This is a genomic window from Bradyrhizobium ferriligni (assembly GCF_056837965.1).
This window is the reverse complement of record NZ_JBXEJO010000012.1, coordinates 85,087-101,948: the sequence shown is the minus strand read 5'-3', so window position 1 is coordinate 101,948 and position 16,862 is coordinate 85,087. Positions and strand designations below refer to the sequence as shown.

Here is a 16,862-nt window from a genome sequence, read left to right as displayed (position 1 = left end):
ATGTTCTCCGAGTTTGAAGCGCAGATGAGCAGCGAGGCAAGGCCGTTCCCTTGCGTGTTCGGCGTGACCGGACATCGCCAGGATCAGCTCCGCTACCTTTTCCTTGATCCATATGACGTGGCGGTGCTGGGCGAGCAACTCGGGCAATATGTCTCGCAGGCGCGCTCGTTCGGTCCCAATACCTCGTTGATCGTGTTCACGCGGCCCCGCCCGGTACAGACGCTCGATGCCTATTATCGCAAGATGTGGCTGACGCTCGACCAGCTCGCACGGCTGGACAAGAACCCGTGGCCATCGGAGATTCCGGAACAGATCGACCACCCGATGTGGGAGTTCTCATTTGCGGGCGAGCCGATCTTCGTGGTCTGCACGACGCCCGCGCACGTGATGCGGCAAAGCCGCCGGTCCAGCGCCTTCATGCTCACGTTCCAGCCGCGCTGGGTGTTCGAGAAGATCCTCGGGACGGAGAAGGCCGCGAACGCCGCGTTCACGGAGGTGCGCAAGCGCCTGATCCCGTACGACAGCGCGAGCCCCTCTCCGCTTCTTGGCCGCTACGGCGCAACCGACGGCCGCGAGTATCTGCAGTACTTCCTGCACGACGACAACAATGCGAGCTCGGGCTGCCCCTTCGCCAAGCTCGCGCAGAACAAGGCGCAACCGATCGCGAACAAGGAGCAGGCAGCATGACCCAGATCATCGCAGGCACGAAGACTGAATTTGCCATCGACGCGGAGATTCTGAACCTGCTCCCGGCCCAGGGCTCGGTCGAGCTGCAGCATGATGCGGCCGGCAAGGTGCATCAGTTTCATACTCATCCGGTCGACGAGATACTGATGATCATCAGCGGCCGGCTGAACTTCATCTGGGATGGCGGCGAGCGCGTGGTCAGCGCCGGCGATACCATCCTGCTGCCGGCCGGCACCCGGCATCAATCCGAAGCGCTTGAGGGCGGCGCAATCTACGTGATCGCGACGCAAACACCCGCCAAGCCGATGAACAACTGACGCACAGGAAAGATTTGCGAGCACCTCAGGACAGTGAGGGATCGCGCGGTGGCTCAACCGCCAAACGTTCGACCAGCTCGATGACCTCGGAACGCTGGTCGGGCGCAAGTCGAAGGAAAGCCTTCAACAGTCGCAGGCTTTCCAGTGTTTCGCTCGATGGAGCTCCGAGCTTCTTCTGCAGCTCTGCAACGTATGTGGGATTTTTCATCTCGCACCTTAAGTGAGGATTACGAATGGCATACCCAGGTAAACGTGAAGGCTTGGCCCAGAAGGTCGACACCGCAGCACAAGAGGCCGAACGCCTCGGCCTGACCACGGCAACCCTCATCCTCCGGATGGCACGCCTCGAGATCGATCGGGCGGAGCCCGAGGAAGTTGAAAGTATGCCAAGGAACAACTTGCGCAGCAAGCCGAACTGAGTTCCCGAAACGGACCAGCTCCCGGGCCGTCGGCGACGCGCCGGGGCCTGCGACGCCTGAAAGACATCTCGCCAGGCGAGAGGCTTTCCTCTCGCCTGCGGTCAGGTTGGTTTGCGAATAGTTGATCGTTTTTACAGCCTGGGCACGCTGGCGCGTTTTCGAGCGAAGCGAATACCGGTTCGCATCAAACCAGAATCTAGAGCCCCGTTCCGATTCCATCGGAACGGAAAAGGCTCTAGCCGGTGTTGCCTGCCTTGCCAAACGCGCCGGCCTCGGCCAGCGCGGCGATGCTCCGGTCGTCGTAGCCGAGCGTCTTGCTCAACACGTCCTTCGTATGCTGACCGAGCAGCGGAGCCGCAACAGGATCAACGGTCGGCGTCAGGCTCATATTGACCGGCGACTCGATGTTCGGAACCGAGCCGGCGGTTGGATGCGCAATCCTGCTCAGGCGATGCCGGTCGCGCACCTCGGGCGCATTGAACCCCTCCTCGACCGTCCGCAGATAGCCAACCGGAATGTTGGCCTTCTTCATCTTCGCCATCCAGTTCTCGAGCGTGTCGCCCGCAAACACGCTGGCAATGATTGCGCGCAGCTTCTCCTTGTTGGCGGTCCGCGCCTTGCGGTGAGCAAACTCGGGATCGGTGACGAGATCCGGACGTTCCAGCACATCGGTGACCAGCCGGCGATAGAGCCGGTCATTAGCGCAGGCCATGTAGAGCGGACCATCGGACGCCCGATAGACGCCGACGGTCGGCGAACCGTTCGGAGAGTTGCCGAAACGGCCGGGATTGTTGCCATTGATGAGATAGGCCATGCCGTAGAAGCCGGTCATTGACACCGCGGTGTCGATCAATGCGACCTCGACCTGCTGACCGCGACCGAGCCGATCGCGCGCAATCAGCGCCAGCAGGATGGCGTTGCAGGCCGACATGCCCGTTGCCATGTCGACGATCGGCGGGCCGGTGCGCACCGGCTCGCCATCCGGAAAGCCGTTGAGCGACATGAAGCCGCTTTCGGCCTGCGTGATCGGGTCGAAGCCCGGGCGCAGCGCGAAATCGCCTTTGCGGCCGTAGGCGGAGATCGAGCAGTAAATCAGCCGCGGGTTGGTCGGCGCCACCGACGCATAATCGAGACCGAATTTCTTCATCACGCCGCCGGAGAAATTCTCCACCACCACGTCGGCCTTGGCAATCAACGCGCGCGCGACCTCGAGCGCGGCCGGATTGTTGAAATCGAGCGCAATGCCGCGCTTGTTGCGATTGAGGCTCAGATACGCCGCGCTCTCCCCGCCGATTTCGGCGTGCTCATAGGCGCGCGTGTCATCACCGCCGTCCGGATTCTCGATCTTGATGACTTCGGCCCCGAAGTCGGCCAGCGTTTGCGTGCAGGCCGGGCCGGCCACGACGCGGGTGAAGTCGACGACCAGCAGGCCGTCGAGCGCCGTCGGAACTCCCTCCCCGCGCGGCGTGCGCCCCGGCAATTCTGGTCTAGTCATGATCTGACGCTTCCTCTGTTATTTTGTCAGGCGAAATACGACGGTCCCTGCCAAGACCGGCACTGCTCGCCTTTTAGCGGAAGCTCGTCAGCAAAACCAAACCCGGATTTTGCAGGGCGGGACCTTCGTCCGACATGGCTGTCAATGGCCAGAGCGCCCCGGCGGCGCCGGCGGCCGCCGACATGGTCGGACGCCTTGCATGCGAAGCAAGCCTGCCGGATACCGATCTGTGCGAGGCGGAGCCCATACGCAGGCGGGTGGCGGCACGCCGCCACCCGCTTTCGTGATGGGGAGCCTTCGAGCTATTCGGCAATCATTTCGCCGGAGCCGCCGAACTCGGCCGGAAAATCCTTCAACTTCGGCAGGCCGTCGCGTATCTGCAGCACTGCCTCGGAATAGTTGACGTGAACCCCTGGGCTGAATTTCAGCGTCGGGATCGTTGCGGTGAACACGTCGACGAGCCCGAGCGTCGGGTGGTTGGTCATCAGGTGACCGCCGCATTTTGTGCAATATTTGCGCTGGCTCATCGCGGTCTTCTCGAATGTCGCGATGTGGTCGGCGCCCTTGGTGACCTCGACCGCCTCGGGCTTCCAGAGGCTGAACGCATTCACCGGACCGCCGGACCAGGAACGGCATGAACGGCAGTGGCAATAGCCCATTGCCTCGGGCTCCCCGCTGACCTTGAGTTCGACGGCGCCACAAAAGCAGTTTCCAGTGTGATTCATCGGTCGTTTCTCCCTTGGGTTATTTTGATTGGGCTCCGCGTCGGCATCGATCCACGTTGCCCGTGGCGTTCGTGATGCAGAGAATTTGGACAGATGCGTAGCCGCAGCGAACTCCCTTACGTAGACGTACCAGACCCTTCCTTGCGCCAGAGGCCTCGAATGCAGGCAGGTCGTCGACACGACGGAAGTTACATGAGAGTCCGCGCCGCTGTCGACCATCTTCGACACAGCCTGGCCGGGCCCAATCCCGACCGCACACAAGGAATGAGTTCAGTGTGAGGCAAGGCACAGTCATGTCGTGAGTTGCTGCCGTGCCGGATTCATGCGCGGCAAACCGCGCATTGTTACTGACGTCGATCACAATGAACCTTCGGACTATCTAGGCAAAAGATTCGGAGGGCTTGCGAGCGTACATGCCCGAGCGGTGGTCTCGTAAGCGAGACCGCTGCTCTTAGTCATCATCGTGGTGAGTGTAGGTGCGCACAACGTTGCTCAGTCGAGCGCTACCTGGCGCTCTAGCTCTTTTTTGACCTGCTTTGTTTAGCTCGCTCAGACGCGTTCTACGAGCGACCGAGACAGCGCCTCGAAAGTCTGAAAGCGCTCGATTTTGTAGGCCGCGCGTGTGTCCTCCGAAAAAGAGAATACGTGGCTTTTGAACGAAAGTGACGCCGACGGCAATAATAGATAATCCAGGACCGCCTCGTTGTTCTCACCCATCCTTAGCGCGACGACCCATCCTCTCTGCAATGCCACGTGACGAACCATCGCCCAGCGCAGCGGCTGGCGCCCATACTTGCGCCATTTGGCCAATCGGAAGCAGATATTCACGGCGTTATCTATCCGCAAACATTCGGTCGACTGATCAAGTGTGGCGCGCCTACCCGCATCCTCAAAGGCTTCGCGAAGACGGCTGGCATTTTCGAGGTGGAAATTGACCCACTTTCTGTGCGCGTCAAGCTTGTCGAAGCGGCCTTGGTTGCCCGTGTAGCCGATCAATCGATAGAGATTTCGAAGCGTGCCAAAGTGAACTAGATATGTGGTGAGCGAAGGTAAACCGGGGCTTGCATTAATAATCGAGGCGTTGAGCTTGCCGTTCTTCATCAGGACCTTACGAAGGCGCACGAGCATCTCCTTCTCGGAAATACAGACGCAACGCTCCTCCATTGTCTTCTTTGCGCGCAGAAATGTATCACGCTTAATGATCGGCTCGATCGCACCCTGACGTGTGATCCAGAGCTCTCTCGGATTGTGCGTTCGCTTCGCTCCTAGTTTCGCAGTGTCACGATTGTAGATGGAGTTGCCGATATACGCTTCGTTATGAAGAAGTGCACTTATCGCACTTTGCTGCCATCGGTATCCTCGGTTCGTAAGGAGGCCTCTTCGGTTAAGCTCTCGCGCGATTTCCGCCTGCGATTTGCATCGTAGATATTCATCGAAGACCCACTTCACGACGTCGACTTGATCTCTCGAGCCTGGCCCGAGTGTGACACGGTCTGTGGTAAGAGACTTCCGCTCGCCGCTCTTCAGAACACCTTTCGGCCTACATTTATCGTCAACGAGTCGCCTCTCTAGACCATAAGGTGCCGGGGCACCCATCTTGAATCCGCGACTTGCCAGACGCAAAGCTCCTGCAAGAACCTTGGCCGAAAGCTCCCGGCTGAACTCTGCCGCCATGACCCTCTTGATATTCTTAACTATGCTCGAAAGGAGACTGCCGTCGTTGTCGAATTGCTCGGCGCAATAGGCAACCTTGACGCCGGCCCTTCGACACATGAACTCGTAGTGCGCGCTCTCATCAACGTCCTGAAAGCGCCCCCATCGACTGACGTCAAATACCAGCAAATGACCAAACTCAATTCGACCGGACTGAACATCGTCAATCAGTTCGGTCAAGCCAGTTCGGTTCTCGATCTTCAGGCCGCTTTCGCCCTCATCGCGATAGGTGCGCACGATCGTGAGTTTATGAAGCTCGGCGTAGGCCGCGATAACCACCGCCTGATTTTCGATAGAGTATTTCTGGTAGTCGGTGGACATGCGGACATATTGTGCCGCTTGATGCATCTTTTGCGGCTGAGGCAGCCGGTCCTTGTGTACAATGAGAGCTTGCACCATAAGGCTGCTCCCGCGCTTCTCTCTGCGCAAAAACAATAGCAAAGCGCAGCAGCCTCGTCAGCGTGGTTGAGGGTGCTAATCACGTGAGAGGCAGTTTACCTGACATATCGACCCTAAGCCGCAGCCCCGCTCGCTTTCCGCCTCTGTTAGGGCAGTCACAGCTTTTTTACGAACTCCCCAACCATGCGCGTCACGCATTGACCGCTTCGCGCGCTCCGGCGCGATCGTACGGCTTCCGGCGCTTGGCTCGCGGCATTGGTAAGCTCCAAAATATCTGATGATGGGCGCGCGGAGGCTTCCGCGCGATAGCGGTTGCGGACCGATGTCCGTCGGTCAGGTGATGAATGGCCTCAACCGGCCCCGATGGCCTGAAGCCAGGCGGCGCTCAACACCGTCCTCGCCGTGGCCTCAGAATCGCGACTCAGGTGAAAATGCGGGGTGCAGTAGCTCGAGCCCGACCGGCACGGATGGCCGCAGAAGGTCATTGTCTCGCCGTTGCTATCCCCGCCATAGGGATAGCGGCAGTCTCCGGGTTTGAGGTCGAGCAGCGAAAGATGCCGCGGCACGACCGCCGCACAACGCAGTTGCGGCATCTCCGCCGCTTCAGTGAATATCTTCGGCGCGCGAAGCAGATCCGGCGCCAGTTCGGCGCCCTTCACGCAGCCGCCCGATCCTTGGGAGCTCCGGCAGGGACGGTTTGGGCGGATCGAGGTGCCCCGGCAGGGACGGCTCGAGCCTTTCGAGGCCCGCCAACCCCATGCGCTGCGCCCGGCTGAGCGCCGCATTGCGTGTATAGGCCGTATTGAAGGTAGCGTTGATCGTGTCAGCGATTTCCGAATAGGACAAGCCGCGGGCGCGGAGGTCCTGCAAGGCTGCCGAATGCTCCGGCAGCCAGTTCATCGTTTCCATTCCAAATTCCCATTTCTGTCATTCCGCCGGCGCCTTGCACACCTTCCGATATTCCGAAGAAAAAGTCAAGCTTGTTTCTGATAATCGTAACGGATATAGTGTGTCCGGGCTTGGGAAAGGATGAAACATGCTGGACGCGGCACTGATCGAACGAGCACTGGAAAAGACCGGGAAGAGCAAAGGCGGGCTTGCCCGCGCGATGGGGGTTCGGGCCGGGGCGGTCTCCGAAATCCTGTCGGGAATAAGGTTGATCAAAGCATCCGAGATTGCCCCGATCATGGAGTATTTGGAGCTGAATTCGGTGCCGATCGTGGGCCGGGTCGGCGCCGGCGCCTCGATCCAGCCGGAGCTTGAGCAGGTCCCGCCGGAGGGTCTCGGCGAAATCGAGCTTCCGTTCCCGGTGACGGAGGAGACCGTCGCTTTCGAGGTTTCGGGCGATTCGATGCTGCCGAAATACGAGAACGGCGACGTCATCGTGGTGTATCGCGAGCAGCGCTATCCGCTGTCGAGCTTCTACGGAGAGGAAGCCGCGGTCCGGCTGAAGAGCGGCGAGCGGTATCTGAAGACGATCGAACGCGGCAGTTCGTCCGGCACCGTCAACCTCAAGAGCTTTAATGCCAAGCCTATCAACGGCGTAAAGCTCGAATGGATCGGCGAAATCTGCGTCACCCTGCCCCGCGGCCAGATCGAAAGGCTGCGCGGCAAGTCGGCGGCGAAGGGTCGCAAATCTGCCCGGACTCAGGGCGGGCGATCGTCCGAGAAGTAACCGTGTTGCTTCAGGGACCGGCCGGACCGATTCGGACGCCTTCGAGCCGAATCGGTCCGGCCATGCATGCGTGAATTTCGGTTTTCAACAATTCACCTTGACATACCTTCCGATTATCGGAAATAATGCCCGGTGACAGTCAGAACATCGAACGATCAGGCAATGCAGTATTTCGTCGTGATGATCGACTATGGCCGCCGTGGCCGCCAGGCGATCGTCGATCCCGAAATGACACGACGCGACGTCGTCTCACGAATCGCCTCGGGAGAATATGCAAACATCAGCTTCATTCACGAGATTGCCGAGTGTTCGGTCGAGGATGTCACGGACGATCTCCTGGCCGAGGCCGCCTTGCCGGAGCTCCCCGTGACCGGCGCGAACCTGCAAGCCAATACGCTCGATCACGCCCGCGACCTGCGCAAACACGAGCCGGTCTGACACCGCTCACGAGTTGATTGCGAAAACGTGATCTTTCTTGAGCCGGCCACTTGGCCGGAACCCGAAACAGACTAGATAGGGTTCACGCAAAGTCTATTCGGACCAGGCGCGGGTTCCCTCTAGATTAGCGATTCGTTTCTCGGGCCGGCAAATTTCAGCTTCAGATGACTTCGACAACAAACGCCGAGATCGCGAAAGCCGACGGCGATCTCAGGATCGCGCTGCTGCTTGGCATCGCAAACTGGTTTCTGTTTCTGGACCATATTCCGCACAACGTCGTCGGCGCGCTGACCATGCGCAACTTCGGCTTCAGCGGCGCAACTGACCTTTTTGTATTCGTGGGCGGCTACGCAGTGACGCTCATCTACGCCAGGATGACGCTGGAACGCGGCTTCCTGGTGGCCGCAACCCGCATCTTCAAGCGCGTATGGCAGCTCTATGCCGCCTATATCGTTCTGTTCGTGATCTATGTCGAGTTGATCAGCTATGTGGCCACCCGGACCGCGGCGCCCGAGATCATCAGCGAGTTCAACATCACCGGCTTCATCGATCACCCGATCCGGACGTTGATCTACGGCCTGTTCCTGCAGGCCAAGCCGCTCAATCTCGACGTGCTGCAACTCACCATTGCCTTGATGGCGTTCCAGCCCATCATCGTGTTCGGGCTGTTGTACGTGCCGAACGTGACGGTCGTCGCATCCGTGACCCTCTATGCGGCCGGCCGGCTGCTCGACTGGAACCTGTCGTCATATCCGTATGGAGACTGGTACCTCAATCCGTTCTGCTGGCAATTGCTGTTCGTGATGGGCGGTTGGCTCGCGCTGATCGGCGCGCGATATGCGCCCGCGATCCGCGCGATGCAGGCTGCACCCGCGCTGCGCGCCATGGCGTTGCTGTATCTGCTGTTCGCCCTAACGATCGTCTCGAGCAGCGATATCCCGGCACTCGCGCAAATGATGCCGAGCGGGCTGAGCGATATGCTGCCGCCAAACGACCGGGAGGATGTCGCACCTCATCGCATCCTGCACTTCCTGACCCTGACGTTCCTGTTCACGTGGCTGGTGCCGCGCGATTGGGAATACCTGCGATCTCCCGCCTTGCAGCCGATCATCAAGTGCGGCGAGGAATGGCTGGCCGTGTTCTGCGCAGGCGTCTTCCTCTCATTCGCCGCGCACCTGATCCTGATTACGGGCCCATACTCGCTGGCAAGGCAGGTCGCGGTCAGCATCGCCGGCATCGCGGCGATGACGGCCGTCGCCTACTACGTCTCGTGGTCCAAGCAGCAGGACGGCAAGTCGGCCGTCGCTCATTCCTGATTCCTGCGGTTAGTCGATCGCCCGCGACCGCCGCAGCCGCACCTCGCTATCGCGCAACATGGCGGTGTCCGGCCCGCCTGCCGACTATTTCCTGCGCGACGCCAGGATCTTCTCGGCGGCGCGCAGATGCGGCTTGTCGAGCATCTTGCCGTCCATCTTGGCGACCCCCGATGGGTTATTGGCGAACGCGGCGATCACCCGCTCCGACCATGCGATTTCTTCATCCGTCGGCATGAATGCCGCGTTGACGACGTCGATATGCTTGGGGTGGATCACGGCCTTGGCGAGGAAGCCATCCTGCCGCGCCGCGATCGCCTCGGCCTTTAAGGCATCGAGATCGTTGATGTCGGTCGCGATGGTATCGATCGCGACGACGCCGGCGGCGGCCGCGCCGATCAGGCAGAGATCGCGCGCCAGGATAAAAGGCGAGTGATAGCGGCCATCGCTGCGGTTGCGCGTTGCCCCGAGCGAGGCCGCGAGATCCTCCGCGCCCCACATCATGCCCCACAGCCGCGGGCTCATGTTCTCGAAATCGAGGATTTTCAGGACCGCCCGCGCCGTCTCGGTCGCGACCGTCACGATCCGCGTGGTGCCCTGCGCGATACCGGAGGCCGCCTCGAATGCGTCGAGATAGAGCGCGAGCCTGTTGAGGTCGGCGGCGCCGGCGCATTTCGGCAGCACGATTCCATCGGGCTTGCCGGGCATCACGGCGGCGAGATCGCCGAGCGTCAGGTCGGTGTCGAGCGCGTTGACGCGGATATAGAGCTTCTGCTCCGGGTTGCGCGCATCGAGCATCCGGCGCGTGATCCCGCGCGCGACGACCTTCTGGTCCGGCGCGATGGAATCCTCGAGGTCGAGAATCAGCGCGTCGGCCGCGGTCTTCTTCGCGCTTTCATACTTCCGGGTGCTGTCGCCGGGAACGAACAGGAACGATCGCATCGCTTACGCCTTCGGCTTGCAGTGCATCAGGCCGGTGCGGCGGCAACTGGCCACCACCTCGCCGCGCTGGTTGGTCATGGTGTGCTCGAACTCGACGATGCCCTGGGTCGGCCGCGACTTGCTGGCGCGCTTGCCGATGATCCTGGTGTGCGCCTTCAGCGTGTCGCCATGGAACACCGGCTTGGGGAACTTGACGTCGGTCATGCCGAGATTGCCGACGGTGGTTCCCAATGTCGTGTCGTACACGCTCATGCCGATCATGATGCCGAGCGTATAGAGGCTGTTGAACAGTCGCTGGCCGAACTCGGTCTTCTCGGAGAAATGTGCGTCGATATGCAACGGCTGCGGGTTCATGGTCAGGAGGCTGAACATGGTGTTGTCCATCTCGGTCACGGTCCGGCTGAACTCGTGGTGGAATTCCTGCCCGATCTCGAACTCCTCGAAATACAATCCAGCCATTTACCGTCCCTTGTAATTGGGTGCCCGCTTCTCGACGAACGCATTCAGCCCTTCCTGGCAGTCTTCCGTCGATGCGACCACAACAAAACTTTCCGCCGTGTTTTCCACCGAGCGGCGGAAATCGGCATCGACCGCACGCATGAAGGCGTCGCGTCCGATCTTCATCACGATCGGCGATTTCGCCGCGAGCTTGCGTGCGATCTCGCGAGCCCGCGCGAGCGCGGTGCCCTTCGGCACCACCTCGCTGAGCAGCCCCATGCGAAAGGCGGTCGCGGCATCGAGGGGCTCGCCAAGGAACAGCGGGCCGAATGCTTGGTGCTTTCCGACCAGCCGCGGCAACTGCACGAAGTGGATCGCTGGGATCAGGCCGACATCGATCTCGGGATAGCCGAATGTCGAGCCGTCGCCCGCGACAATCATGTCGCAGGAGATCGCGATCGTCATGCCGCCGGCGCGTACCGCGCCATCGATCGCCGCAATCGTCGGCTTGCCCATGCGATACTGCGTATCGTTCAACGCGAAGTATAGCCGCTCGAGGAATGTCTTGGTCTCGATCGCGGGCTTGCCCCTGACGATGTCGAGATCGAGGCCGGCGCAAAACACCTTATGGGCGCTGCTGACGATCACAGCCCGCACCGCCTCATCATCGCGGGCCTTCGCCAGCGCCGCCAGCAGCGCGTCGATCAGGGGAATGCTGAGTGCGTTGACCGGCGCGCGATCCAGCACGATCTCCGCAATCTGGTCGGTGACCGAGTAACGAACGAGGTCGGTGCTCATGATGTGTTGCCTCCCGTTAGCTCTTGGCCTGCCGCACGGCGCCCGACAGCAGCAGGCCGTCGATCTCGGCGGAACCGAAACCAGCCTCCGTCAGCACGGCGCGGCTATCTTGCCCGACGTCAGGCGCGGGGCAAAGGTGATCCTCGGACAGGCTCGCGATCCCCGGCGTGCGCGGCGTGTAGACCGCGCCGACGCCGGGTGTGTCCTGGCGCACCGACGCCCTGGTCGCCTCGACATGGGCGTTGCGCAGCCATTCACCGGGATTGAGGATCCGCTCGGCGATGATATCGGCCGCATGCAGCCGGGTCAGCCAGGCGTCCGTCGCCTGGGTCAGGAACACGTCGCGCAATTGCGGGATCAGCGCATCGGCCGCGTCGGCGCGGCGGGCGAAGTCGGCAAAACGCGGGTCGCCGGCGAGATCCTCGCGGCCGATCGCAGCGCACAGCCGCTTGTATTGGGGCTCGTTCACCAGGGTGACCATCATCCAGCCGTCCTGGGTCTGGTAGGTGCCGGCCGGAACGTTCAGCGCGCGCGGCGCGCCGCCCTCGAGGATGAACTCCGCGACCTTGTGGCCGAGCAGCGCAGACGTCGACTGGCAGAGATTGACGTCGATCCAGCGGCCGGTGCCGACGGTGGCACGCGCGAACAGCGTCGTAGCGATGGCCTGGAACGCATAGACGCCGGTGACGACGTCGGAAATCGTGGTACCGACCCGATGCGGCACGCCATCGGCGCCGAGATTGACCGAGACCAGCCCCGAGAACGCCTGCGCCACCGAATCCGAGCCGGGCCGCTTGGCGTACGGGCCGCTCTGCCCGAAGCCGCTGACTGACAGATAGACCAGGCCGGGATTGTCGCGCGACAGGCCTTCATAGCCGAGCCCGAGCCGCTCTGCGACACCGGGACGAAATCCTTCGATGAGGACGTCGGCCTCGCGCGCCAGAAGCTGCGCGATCGCGATCCCGTCCTTGTGCTTCATGTCGAGGCAGAGGCTGCGCTTGCCGCGGTTGTAGACCGCCGACAGAGTGGTGTGATTGCCGTAGGTCGTGCCGAGATAGCGCGACCAGTCGCCCTCCGGCGGCTCGACCTTGATGACGTCGGCGCCGTAGACGCCGAGCAGCATCGCGCAATAGGGCGAGGCAATCCCCTGCCCGAAATCGAGTACCTTCAACCCGCGATACGGCGCTTCATGCGTCGGCGTCAGCTTGCCCGCCATTTGTCCTCCCATCGCTGTCGAAGAGCCCTGTCCTTTGAGCATGATCCCCGCGCAAGCCCTACGCGTTTGTCGCGCGGGAAAACCGCTGCGCGCCTTTCCGGACCATGCCCTACAGCGCCAGATAGCGCTGCCGGATGTTGTCGTTGGCCTTCAGCTCTTCGATGGAGGATGTGTAGACGATCTGTCCCTTGTCGATAACCGTCGCGTGGCTCGCAAGGCCAAGGCAAAAATGCATGTTCTGCTCGGCGATCAATACTGTGGCACCGGTGCCGCGGAGCTGCCGCAGCAGTTCGCCGATGCGCTGCACGATGATCGGCGCCAGCCCCTCGCTCGGCTCGTCCAGCAGCAGCAGCACCGGATTGCCCATCAGCGTGCGGGCGATCGCCAGCATCTGCTGCTCGCCGCCGGAGAGCCTTCCGGCGATCCGGTGCCGCAGCGGCTCGAGCAGCGGGAACACGTCATAGACGCGGCGGATCGACCACTCGTCCTCGCCATCCGGTCCCTTCTTCTGGCCGATGACGAGATTGTCCTCCACCGTATGCTCGGGAAAGATCTGGCGGTCTTCCGGCACGAAGCCGAGCCCGGCCCGTGCGATGTGATGCGGCCGCATTCCTGAGACCACCTGGCCGCGCAGGGTCACCTTGCCGCGGCGCGCCGGCGCCAGCCCCATGATGGCCTTCATGGTGGTCGACTTGCCGGCGCCGTTGCGGCCGAGCAGCGCCATGGTCTCGCCCTGCCGCACCGACAGCCCGACGCCGAACAGGATCTGGCTGGTGCCATAATAGACGTCGAGATCCTCGACCTGCACCACCGGCTGCGCGCTCATGCCACCGCTCCCGCGTGGTCGTCGCTGCCGAGATAGGCCTCGATCACGGCATCATTCCTGCGGATCGCATCCGGCGTTCCGGTCGCCAGGATCCGGCCATAGCACAGCACGACGATTTGGGGCGCGATCTTGAACACAATGTCCATGTCGTGCTCGATGAACACCACGGTGATCTTCTGCTTCTCCCAGAGCTCACGCACCTTGTCGATCATGCGCCAGCGCTCCTCGGTGCCCATGCCCGCGGTCGGCTCGTCGAGCAGCAGCACCTTGGGCTCGAGCACCAGCGCGAGCGCGATATCGAGCAGCTTCTGGTCGCCGTGCGACAGCGTCGCCGCGGTCCGGTTGCGCTTGCCGGCGAGGCCGAGCAGCTCCATCGCATGCTCGGCGCGGTCACGCGTCTCGGCCAGCGGAAACCGGCGATGCATCACGCCGGCGCGGCGCTGATCGGCACAGACGGCAGCGAGCATCGTCTCCTCCACCGTAAGCGACGGGAAGATGCTCGCGACCTGGAAGGCGCGACCGATGCCATGGCGCACGATCTCCGGCGGGGCCTTACCCGCCATGTCGACGCCGTTGAGCAAAATCTGCCCGGCGTCCGGCCGCAGCGCGCCCGTGATCAGGTTGAAGAACGTGCTCTTGCCGGCGCCGTTGGGACCGATCACGGCGGTGAGCGAACCGTCGGCGAAGTCGAGCGAGACGTCGTCGGTCGCCTTGACGCCGCCAAAGGATTTCGAGAGTCCGCGAATCTCCAGCATGGCTAGCCGCTCGCCTCCCGCAGGCCACCATAGGTGCTCCACGATGTGCCGGCGAGCCAGCCGCAATCGACCGGCACGTTGGCGCCGGTCATCGCCGAGGCTGCATCGGAGGCCAGAAATGCGACGACCCGGCCGATCTCCGAGGGGTCGACGAGGCGGCGAAGTGCTGCATTGGCAGCCAGCGCCGAGACATCCCGCTCTCCGCGATCAATGGCATTCTTCAGCGCCGGCGTCAGCGCATAGCCGGGGGAAACGGCATTGACGCGGATGCCGGACGGCCCCCATTCGGCCGCGAGGCATTCGGTGATGGCGATCACCGCTGCCTTTGCGGGCGCATAGGCATGCAGCGGCATCGAGCGCATGCCGGCAATCGAGGCGACGTTGACGATGCTGCCGCGCTTGCGCGCGATCATCTGCCGCGCAAAGGCAACGCAGGCGACATAGGTGCCGCGCTGGTCGACGCGCACGACGTCGTCCCAGGAGGTCATCGGCAGCTCGTGCGGCCGGACCGGCACCTGGATGATGCCGGCGCTGTTGACCAGCACCGCGACCGGGCCGCAGTCGCGCTCGATCGCGGCCGCACAGGCCTCGACGCTGCGCTCGTCCGCCACGTCGGCCGCAAACGCTTTGCCGCCGACTTCCGCCGCAACCGTCTGCGCCTTGGCGTGGTCGCGGTCGAGAACGGCGACGAGATCGCCGGCCGCCGCGAGCTCACGCACGCACGCCGCGCCGATGCCGCTGGCGCCGCCGGTAACGACACTGATCCGCGTCTGTGCACTCATGGCGCGCGCTCCCCGGCCTCTCCGCGACGCTGCGCGAACCATTCGACGACGAAGTCCATCAGGCCCTTTCGCAGGCCGATGGCAAAGAACAGGATCACGATGCCGAGCACAATGCCGTGATACTCGGTCAGGCGGGTAACGGTATCGTTGAGGATCAGCAGCAGCACCGTGCCGACCATCGGTCCGAGGAAGGTTGTCACGCCGCCGAGCATGTTGATGAAGATGCCCTCGCCCGAGATCGTCCAATAGGCAAACTCGGGATAGGCGCCGGAGACGAACAGCGCCATAATGATGCCGCCGGTCGCGGCGAACAGCGCGGCGAGCACGAAGATCGTCAGCTTGGCGCGCCAGACATCGATGCCGATGAAGCTCGCCCGGGTGGCGTTGTCGCGGATCATGCGCAGCGTGTAGCCGAACGGTGATTGCGCGATCTGGCGCATGAGCAGCAGGCCGATCACCAGCAGGGCGCAGCTCGTGATGTAGAGATGCAGATGGTTCGACAGATCGATGCCGAGAAACGGCGGCCGCGGAATCCCGCCGCGCAGGCCTTGGTCGCCGCCGGTCAGCGATTGCCACGACAGGATGGTCGAGTGAATCAGCATCTGGAATGCCAGCGTGACGAATGCGAAGTAGATCTCCTTCAGCCGCACGCAGATCGCGCCGATGACGACGGCAACGACCAGAGTCATCGCCAGCGTGGCGACGAAGGCCACCGGGATCGGCACACCGGTCTTCTGCATCATCAGCCCGAAACCATAGGCACCGAGGCCGAAGAACATGCCGTGGCCGAACGAGATCAGTCCGGTGTAGCCGACCAGAAGGTTGAGCGACGTCGCGAACAATCCATAGGCGGCGCAGCGGATCACGAAGTCGAGCAGCTGCTTGCTGCCGAACAGCACCGGAAGCAGCGCGAGCAGCACAAAAGCCACGAGCGCGATCAGCACATCGCGGTAACGCTGCGGCCTGGCGTCGATCCGGGCAACATCGAGGGGCTGCGTGCCCTGCCCGGCCTGCAATTCGGTCATGCGACCTCCTTGCCGAACAGCCCGGTCGGACGCGACACCAGCACGACCACCATGAACAGATACATCAGGCCCTCGGTGAACAGCGGAAAGCCAAGCGATCCGAACGAGCGGATCAGCCCGATCAAAAGCGCGCCGATCAGCGCGCCGAGGATCGAGCCCATGCCGCCGATCACGGTCACGATGAAGGACTCGATCAGCACCGAGAACCCCATGCCTGGCGTCAGCGAGCGCACCGGCGCAGCAAGCGCCCCCGCCAGTCCCGCCAGCATGCCGCCGAGCGCGAACACGCCGCCATAGATCAGCCCGGTATTGATCCCCAGCGCCGAGACCATGCCGGGATTATGCGCGGCCGCACGGATCACCTTGCCGATCCTCGAGCGCGCCAGCCCCAGGCCGAGAACAACGGCTGCGGCGAGCGCCACCCCGATCAAGAGCAGATAATACGGCGGTACCACGCCGCCGGCGACGAACAGCGGCGGCACCTGGAACGCGGCCGGCATGCCCATCGACCTGAATTCGGGCCCCCAGATCATGCGGACCACGTCGTCGAAGATCAGCACGAAGGCGTAGCAGACCAGGAGCTGCATCAGCACGTCGCGGCCGTAGACCCGGCTCATGAACACGCGCTCGAAGATCAGGCCGAGGATTGCGGTGCCGACGGCGCCGCTCAGCATCGCCAGCGCGAAGCTGCCGGTGAGCTGATAGGCCGTCATCGCGAAATAGGCGCCGAACATATAGAAGGCGCCGTGGCTGAAATTAACCACCTTGAGCACGCCGAAGATCAGCGTCAGCCCAACGGCGACAAGGAACAGCAGCATGCCGATGATCAGGCCGCTGGTGGTTTGCGTCACCAGGCAAGCAGGGCTGGCGAGGCAACTGGCGAGCGCGTCGAGGTCCAC

21 protein-coding genes are annotated in these 16,862 nt (G+C 62.6%); 6 read left to right on the top strand and 15 right to left on the bottom strand.

From position 1 onward, the window contains the following. Both AC1VNY_RS09570 and AC1VNY_RS09565 read left to right on the top strand, forming a co-directional pair. Complete coding sequence (locus AC1VNY_RS09570; protein ID WP_240536935.1) at positions 1-687, top strand: YqcI/YcgG family protein; 687 nt, start codon at positions 1-3, stop codon at positions 685-687. After that, on the top strand, positions 684-1,004 hold the full coding sequence (locus AC1VNY_RS09565) for a cupin domain-containing protein (RefSeq protein ID WP_482404949.1): 321 nt from the start codon (positions 684-686) through the stop codon (positions 1,002-1,004). The genes AC1VNY_RS09570 and AC1VNY_RS09565 overlap by 4 nt, the downstream gene beginning before the upstream one ends. A gap of 25 nt (positions 1,005-1,029) precedes the next feature. Here AC1VNY_RS09565 and AC1VNY_RS09560 read toward each other — a convergent pair whose 3' ends face one another. Then, the gene (locus AC1VNY_RS09560; protein ID WP_016847357.1) at positions 1,030-1,212 is read right to left on the bottom strand and encodes a hypothetical protein; all 183 of its coding nucleotides are present in this window, start codon (positions 1,210-1,212) and stop codon (positions 1,030-1,032) included. A gap of 25 nt (positions 1,213-1,237) precedes the next feature. Here AC1VNY_RS09560 and AC1VNY_RS09555 point away from each other — a divergent pair, with 25 nt between their 5' ends. Continuing rightward, positions 1,238-1,423 (top strand): hypothetical protein, encoded by a 186-nt coding sequence (locus tag AC1VNY_RS09555; RefSeq protein WP_016847356.1) that lies wholly within the window; start codon positions 1,238-1,240, stop codon positions 1,421-1,423. A 235-nt stretch (positions 1,424-1,658) separates the two neighbouring features. Here AC1VNY_RS09555 and AC1VNY_RS09550 read toward each other — a convergent pair whose 3' ends face one another. From AC1VNY_RS09550 to AC1VNY_RS09530, 5 genes are all read right to left on the bottom strand, one after another. Then, a complete protein-coding gene (locus AC1VNY_RS09550; RefSeq protein WP_482404979.1) occupies positions 1,659-2,921 on the bottom strand; it encodes a CaiB/BaiF CoA transferase family protein in 1,263 nt (420 codons plus the stop codon). Positions 2,922-3,220: 299 nt separating this feature from the next. After that, the gene (locus tag AC1VNY_RS09545; protein ID WP_026193083.1) at positions 3,221-3,643 is read right to left on the bottom strand and encodes a GFA family protein; all 423 of its coding nucleotides are present in this window, start codon (positions 3,641-3,643) and stop codon (positions 3,221-3,223) included. Positions 3,644-4,192: 549 nt separating this feature from the next. Beyond that, the gene (locus tag AC1VNY_RS09540; RefSeq protein ID WP_482404948.1) at positions 4,193-5,755 is read right to left on the bottom strand and encodes a recombinase family protein; all 1,563 of its coding nucleotides are present in this window, start codon (positions 5,753-5,755) and stop codon (positions 4,193-4,195) included. 350 nt (positions 5,756-6,105) lie between these two features. Further along, positions 6,106-6,414 (bottom strand): GcrA family cell cycle regulator, encoded by a 309-nt coding sequence (locus AC1VNY_RS09535; RefSeq protein WP_482404947.1) that lies wholly within the window; start codon positions 6,412-6,414, stop codon positions 6,106-6,108. Then, complete coding sequence (locus AC1VNY_RS09530; protein ID WP_482404946.1) at positions 6,359-6,664, bottom strand: GcrA family cell cycle regulator; 306 nt, start codon at positions 6,662-6,664, stop codon at positions 6,359-6,361. Before AC1VNY_RS09530 ends, AC1VNY_RS09535 begins: the two co-directional genes overlap by 56 nt. A 127-nt stretch (positions 6,665-6,791) precedes the next feature. Between AC1VNY_RS09530 and AC1VNY_RS09525 the strand changes: the two genes are divergently transcribed. From AC1VNY_RS09525 to AC1VNY_RS09515, 3 genes are all read left to right on the top strand, one after another. Then, positions 6,792-7,430 (top strand): LexA family transcriptional regulator, encoded by a 639-nt coding sequence (locus tag AC1VNY_RS09525; protein WP_304496288.1) that lies wholly within the window; start codon positions 6,792-6,794, stop codon positions 7,428-7,430. A gap of 162 nt (positions 7,431-7,592) precedes the next feature. Next, a complete protein-coding gene (locus AC1VNY_RS09520) occupies positions 7,593-7,868 on the top strand; it encodes a hypothetical protein (protein ID WP_482404978.1) in 276 nt (91 codons plus the stop codon). Between the two features lie 164 nt (positions 7,869-8,032). Beyond that, positions 8,033-9,184, top strand: coding sequence for an OpgC domain-containing protein (locus AC1VNY_RS09515; protein ID WP_482404945.1), 1,152 nt, complete (start codon positions 8,033-8,035; stop codon positions 9,182-9,184). A gap of 84 nt (positions 9,185-9,268) precedes the next feature. On the opposite strand, the gene AC1VNY_RS09510 is transcribed toward AC1VNY_RS09515, so the two are convergent. The 9 genes from AC1VNY_RS09510 to AC1VNY_RS09470 form a co-directional block, all read right to left on the bottom strand. Further along, entirely contained in the window at positions 9,269-10,123 is an 855-nt protein-coding gene (locus tag AC1VNY_RS09510; RefSeq protein WP_482404944.1) for an HpcH/HpaI aldolase/citrate lyase family protein, read from the bottom strand. 3 nt (positions 10,124-10,126) lie between these two features. Further along, positions 10,127-10,582, bottom strand: a complete 456-nt coding sequence (locus AC1VNY_RS09505) for a MaoC family dehydratase (RefSeq protein ID WP_016847346.1) — start codon at positions 10,580-10,582, stop codon at positions 10,127-10,129. Beyond that, the gene (locus AC1VNY_RS09500) at positions 10,583-11,359 is read right to left on the bottom strand and encodes an enoyl-CoA hydratase/isomerase family protein (protein ID WP_482404943.1); all 777 of its coding nucleotides are present in this window, start codon (positions 11,357-11,359) and stop codon (positions 10,583-10,585) included. A gap of 16 nt (positions 11,360-11,375) precedes the next feature. After that, positions 11,376-12,575 (bottom strand): CaiB/BaiF CoA transferase family protein, encoded by a 1,200-nt coding sequence (locus AC1VNY_RS09495; protein ID WP_482404942.1) that lies wholly within the window; start codon positions 12,573-12,575, stop codon positions 11,376-11,378. A gap of 109 nt (positions 12,576-12,684) precedes the next feature. Continuing rightward, positions 12,685-13,401 carry an ABC transporter ATP-binding protein gene (locus AC1VNY_RS09490; RefSeq protein WP_038383499.1) on the bottom strand — a complete coding sequence of 239 codons (717 nt, stop codon included), beginning with the start codon at positions 13,399-13,401 and terminating at the stop codon, positions 12,685-12,687. Further along, positions 13,398-14,156, bottom strand: coding sequence for an ABC transporter ATP-binding protein (locus tag AC1VNY_RS09485; RefSeq protein WP_482404941.1), 759 nt, complete (start codon positions 14,154-14,156; stop codon positions 13,398-13,400). Before AC1VNY_RS09485 ends, AC1VNY_RS09490 begins: the two co-directional genes overlap by 4 nt. Positions 14,157-14,158: 2 nt before the next feature. Further along, the gene (locus tag AC1VNY_RS09480; protein WP_482404940.1) at positions 14,159-14,938 is read right to left on the bottom strand and encodes an SDR family NAD(P)-dependent oxidoreductase; all 780 of its coding nucleotides are present in this window, start codon (positions 14,936-14,938) and stop codon (positions 14,159-14,161) included. Beyond that, positions 14,935-15,963 carry a branched-chain amino acid ABC transporter permease gene (locus AC1VNY_RS09475; RefSeq protein ID WP_069275404.1) on the bottom strand — a complete coding sequence of 343 codons (1,029 nt, stop codon included), beginning with the start codon at positions 15,961-15,963 and terminating at the stop codon, positions 14,935-14,937. Before AC1VNY_RS09475 ends, AC1VNY_RS09480 begins: the two co-directional genes overlap by 4 nt. Further along, on the bottom strand, positions 15,960-16,862 hold the full coding sequence (locus AC1VNY_RS09470) for a branched-chain amino acid ABC transporter permease (protein ID WP_482404939.1): 903 nt from the start codon (positions 16,860-16,862) through the stop codon (positions 15,960-15,962). Before AC1VNY_RS09470 ends, AC1VNY_RS09475 begins: the two co-directional genes overlap by 4 nt.

Coding starts and splice junctions, on each gene's coding strand:
- AC1VNY_RS09475 (WP_069275404.1), bottom strand. CDS start 15,963: ATGACCGAATTGCAGGCCGGGCAGGGCACGCAGCCCCTCGATGTTGCC.
- AC1VNY_RS09505 (WP_016847346.1), bottom strand. CDS start 10,582: ATGGCTGGATTGTATTTCGAGGAGTTCGAGATCGGGCAGGAATTCCAC.
- AC1VNY_RS09530 (WP_482404946.1), bottom strand. CDS start 6,664: ATGGAAACGATGAACTGGCTGCCGGAGCATTCGGCAGCCTTGCAGGAC.
- AC1VNY_RS09545 (WP_026193083.1), bottom strand. CDS start 3,643: ATGAATCACACTGGAAACTGCTTTTGTGGCGCCGTCGAACTCAAGGTC.
- AC1VNY_RS09520 (WP_482404978.1), top strand. CDS start 7,593: ATGCAGTATTTCGTCGTGATGATCGACTATGGCCGCCGTGGCCGCCAG.
- AC1VNY_RS09495 (WP_482404942.1), bottom strand. CDS start 12,575: ATGGCGGGCAAGCTGACGCCGACGCATGAAGCGCCGTATCGCGGGTTG.
- AC1VNY_RS09510 (WP_482404944.1), bottom strand. CDS start 10,123: ATGCGATCGTTCCTGTTCGTTCCCGGCGACAGCACCCGGAAGTATGAA.
- AC1VNY_RS09540 (WP_482404948.1), bottom strand. CDS start 5,755: ATGGTGCAAGCTCTCATTGTACACAAGGACCGGCTGCCTCAGCCGCAA.
- AC1VNY_RS09485 (WP_482404941.1), bottom strand. CDS start 14,156: ATGCTGGAGATTCGCGGACTCTCGAAATCCTTTGGCGGCGTCAAGGCG.
- AC1VNY_RS09480 (WP_482404940.1), bottom strand. CDS start 14,938: ATGAGTGCACAGACGCGGATCAGTGTCGTTACCGGCGGCGCCAGCGGC.
- AC1VNY_RS09565 (WP_482404949.1), top strand. CDS start 684: ATGACCCAGATCATCGCAGGCACGAAGACTGAATTTGCCATCGACGCG.
- AC1VNY_RS09525 (WP_304496288.1), top strand. CDS start 6,792: ATGCTGGACGCGGCACTGATCGAACGAGCACTGGAAAAGACCGGGAAG.
- AC1VNY_RS09570 (WP_240536935.1), top strand. CDS start 1: ATGTTCTCCGAGTTTGAAGCGCAGATGAGCAGCGAGGCAAGGCCGTTC.
- AC1VNY_RS09515 (WP_482404945.1), top strand. CDS start 8,033: ATGACTTCGACAACAAACGCCGAGATCGCGAAAGCCGACGGCGATCTC.
- AC1VNY_RS09500 (WP_482404943.1), bottom strand. CDS start 11,359: ATGAGCACCGACCTCGTTCGTTACTCGGTCACCGACCAGATTGCGGAG.
- AC1VNY_RS09490 (WP_038383499.1), bottom strand. CDS start 13,401: ATGAGCGCGCAGCCGGTGGTGCAGGTCGAGGATCTCGACGTCTATTAT.
- AC1VNY_RS09555 (WP_016847356.1), top strand. CDS start 1,238: ATGGCATACCCAGGTAAACGTGAAGGCTTGGCCCAGAAGGTCGACACC.
- AC1VNY_RS09560 (WP_016847357.1), bottom strand. CDS start 1,212: ATGAAAAATCCCACATACGTTGCAGAGCTGCAGAAGAAGCTCGGAGCT.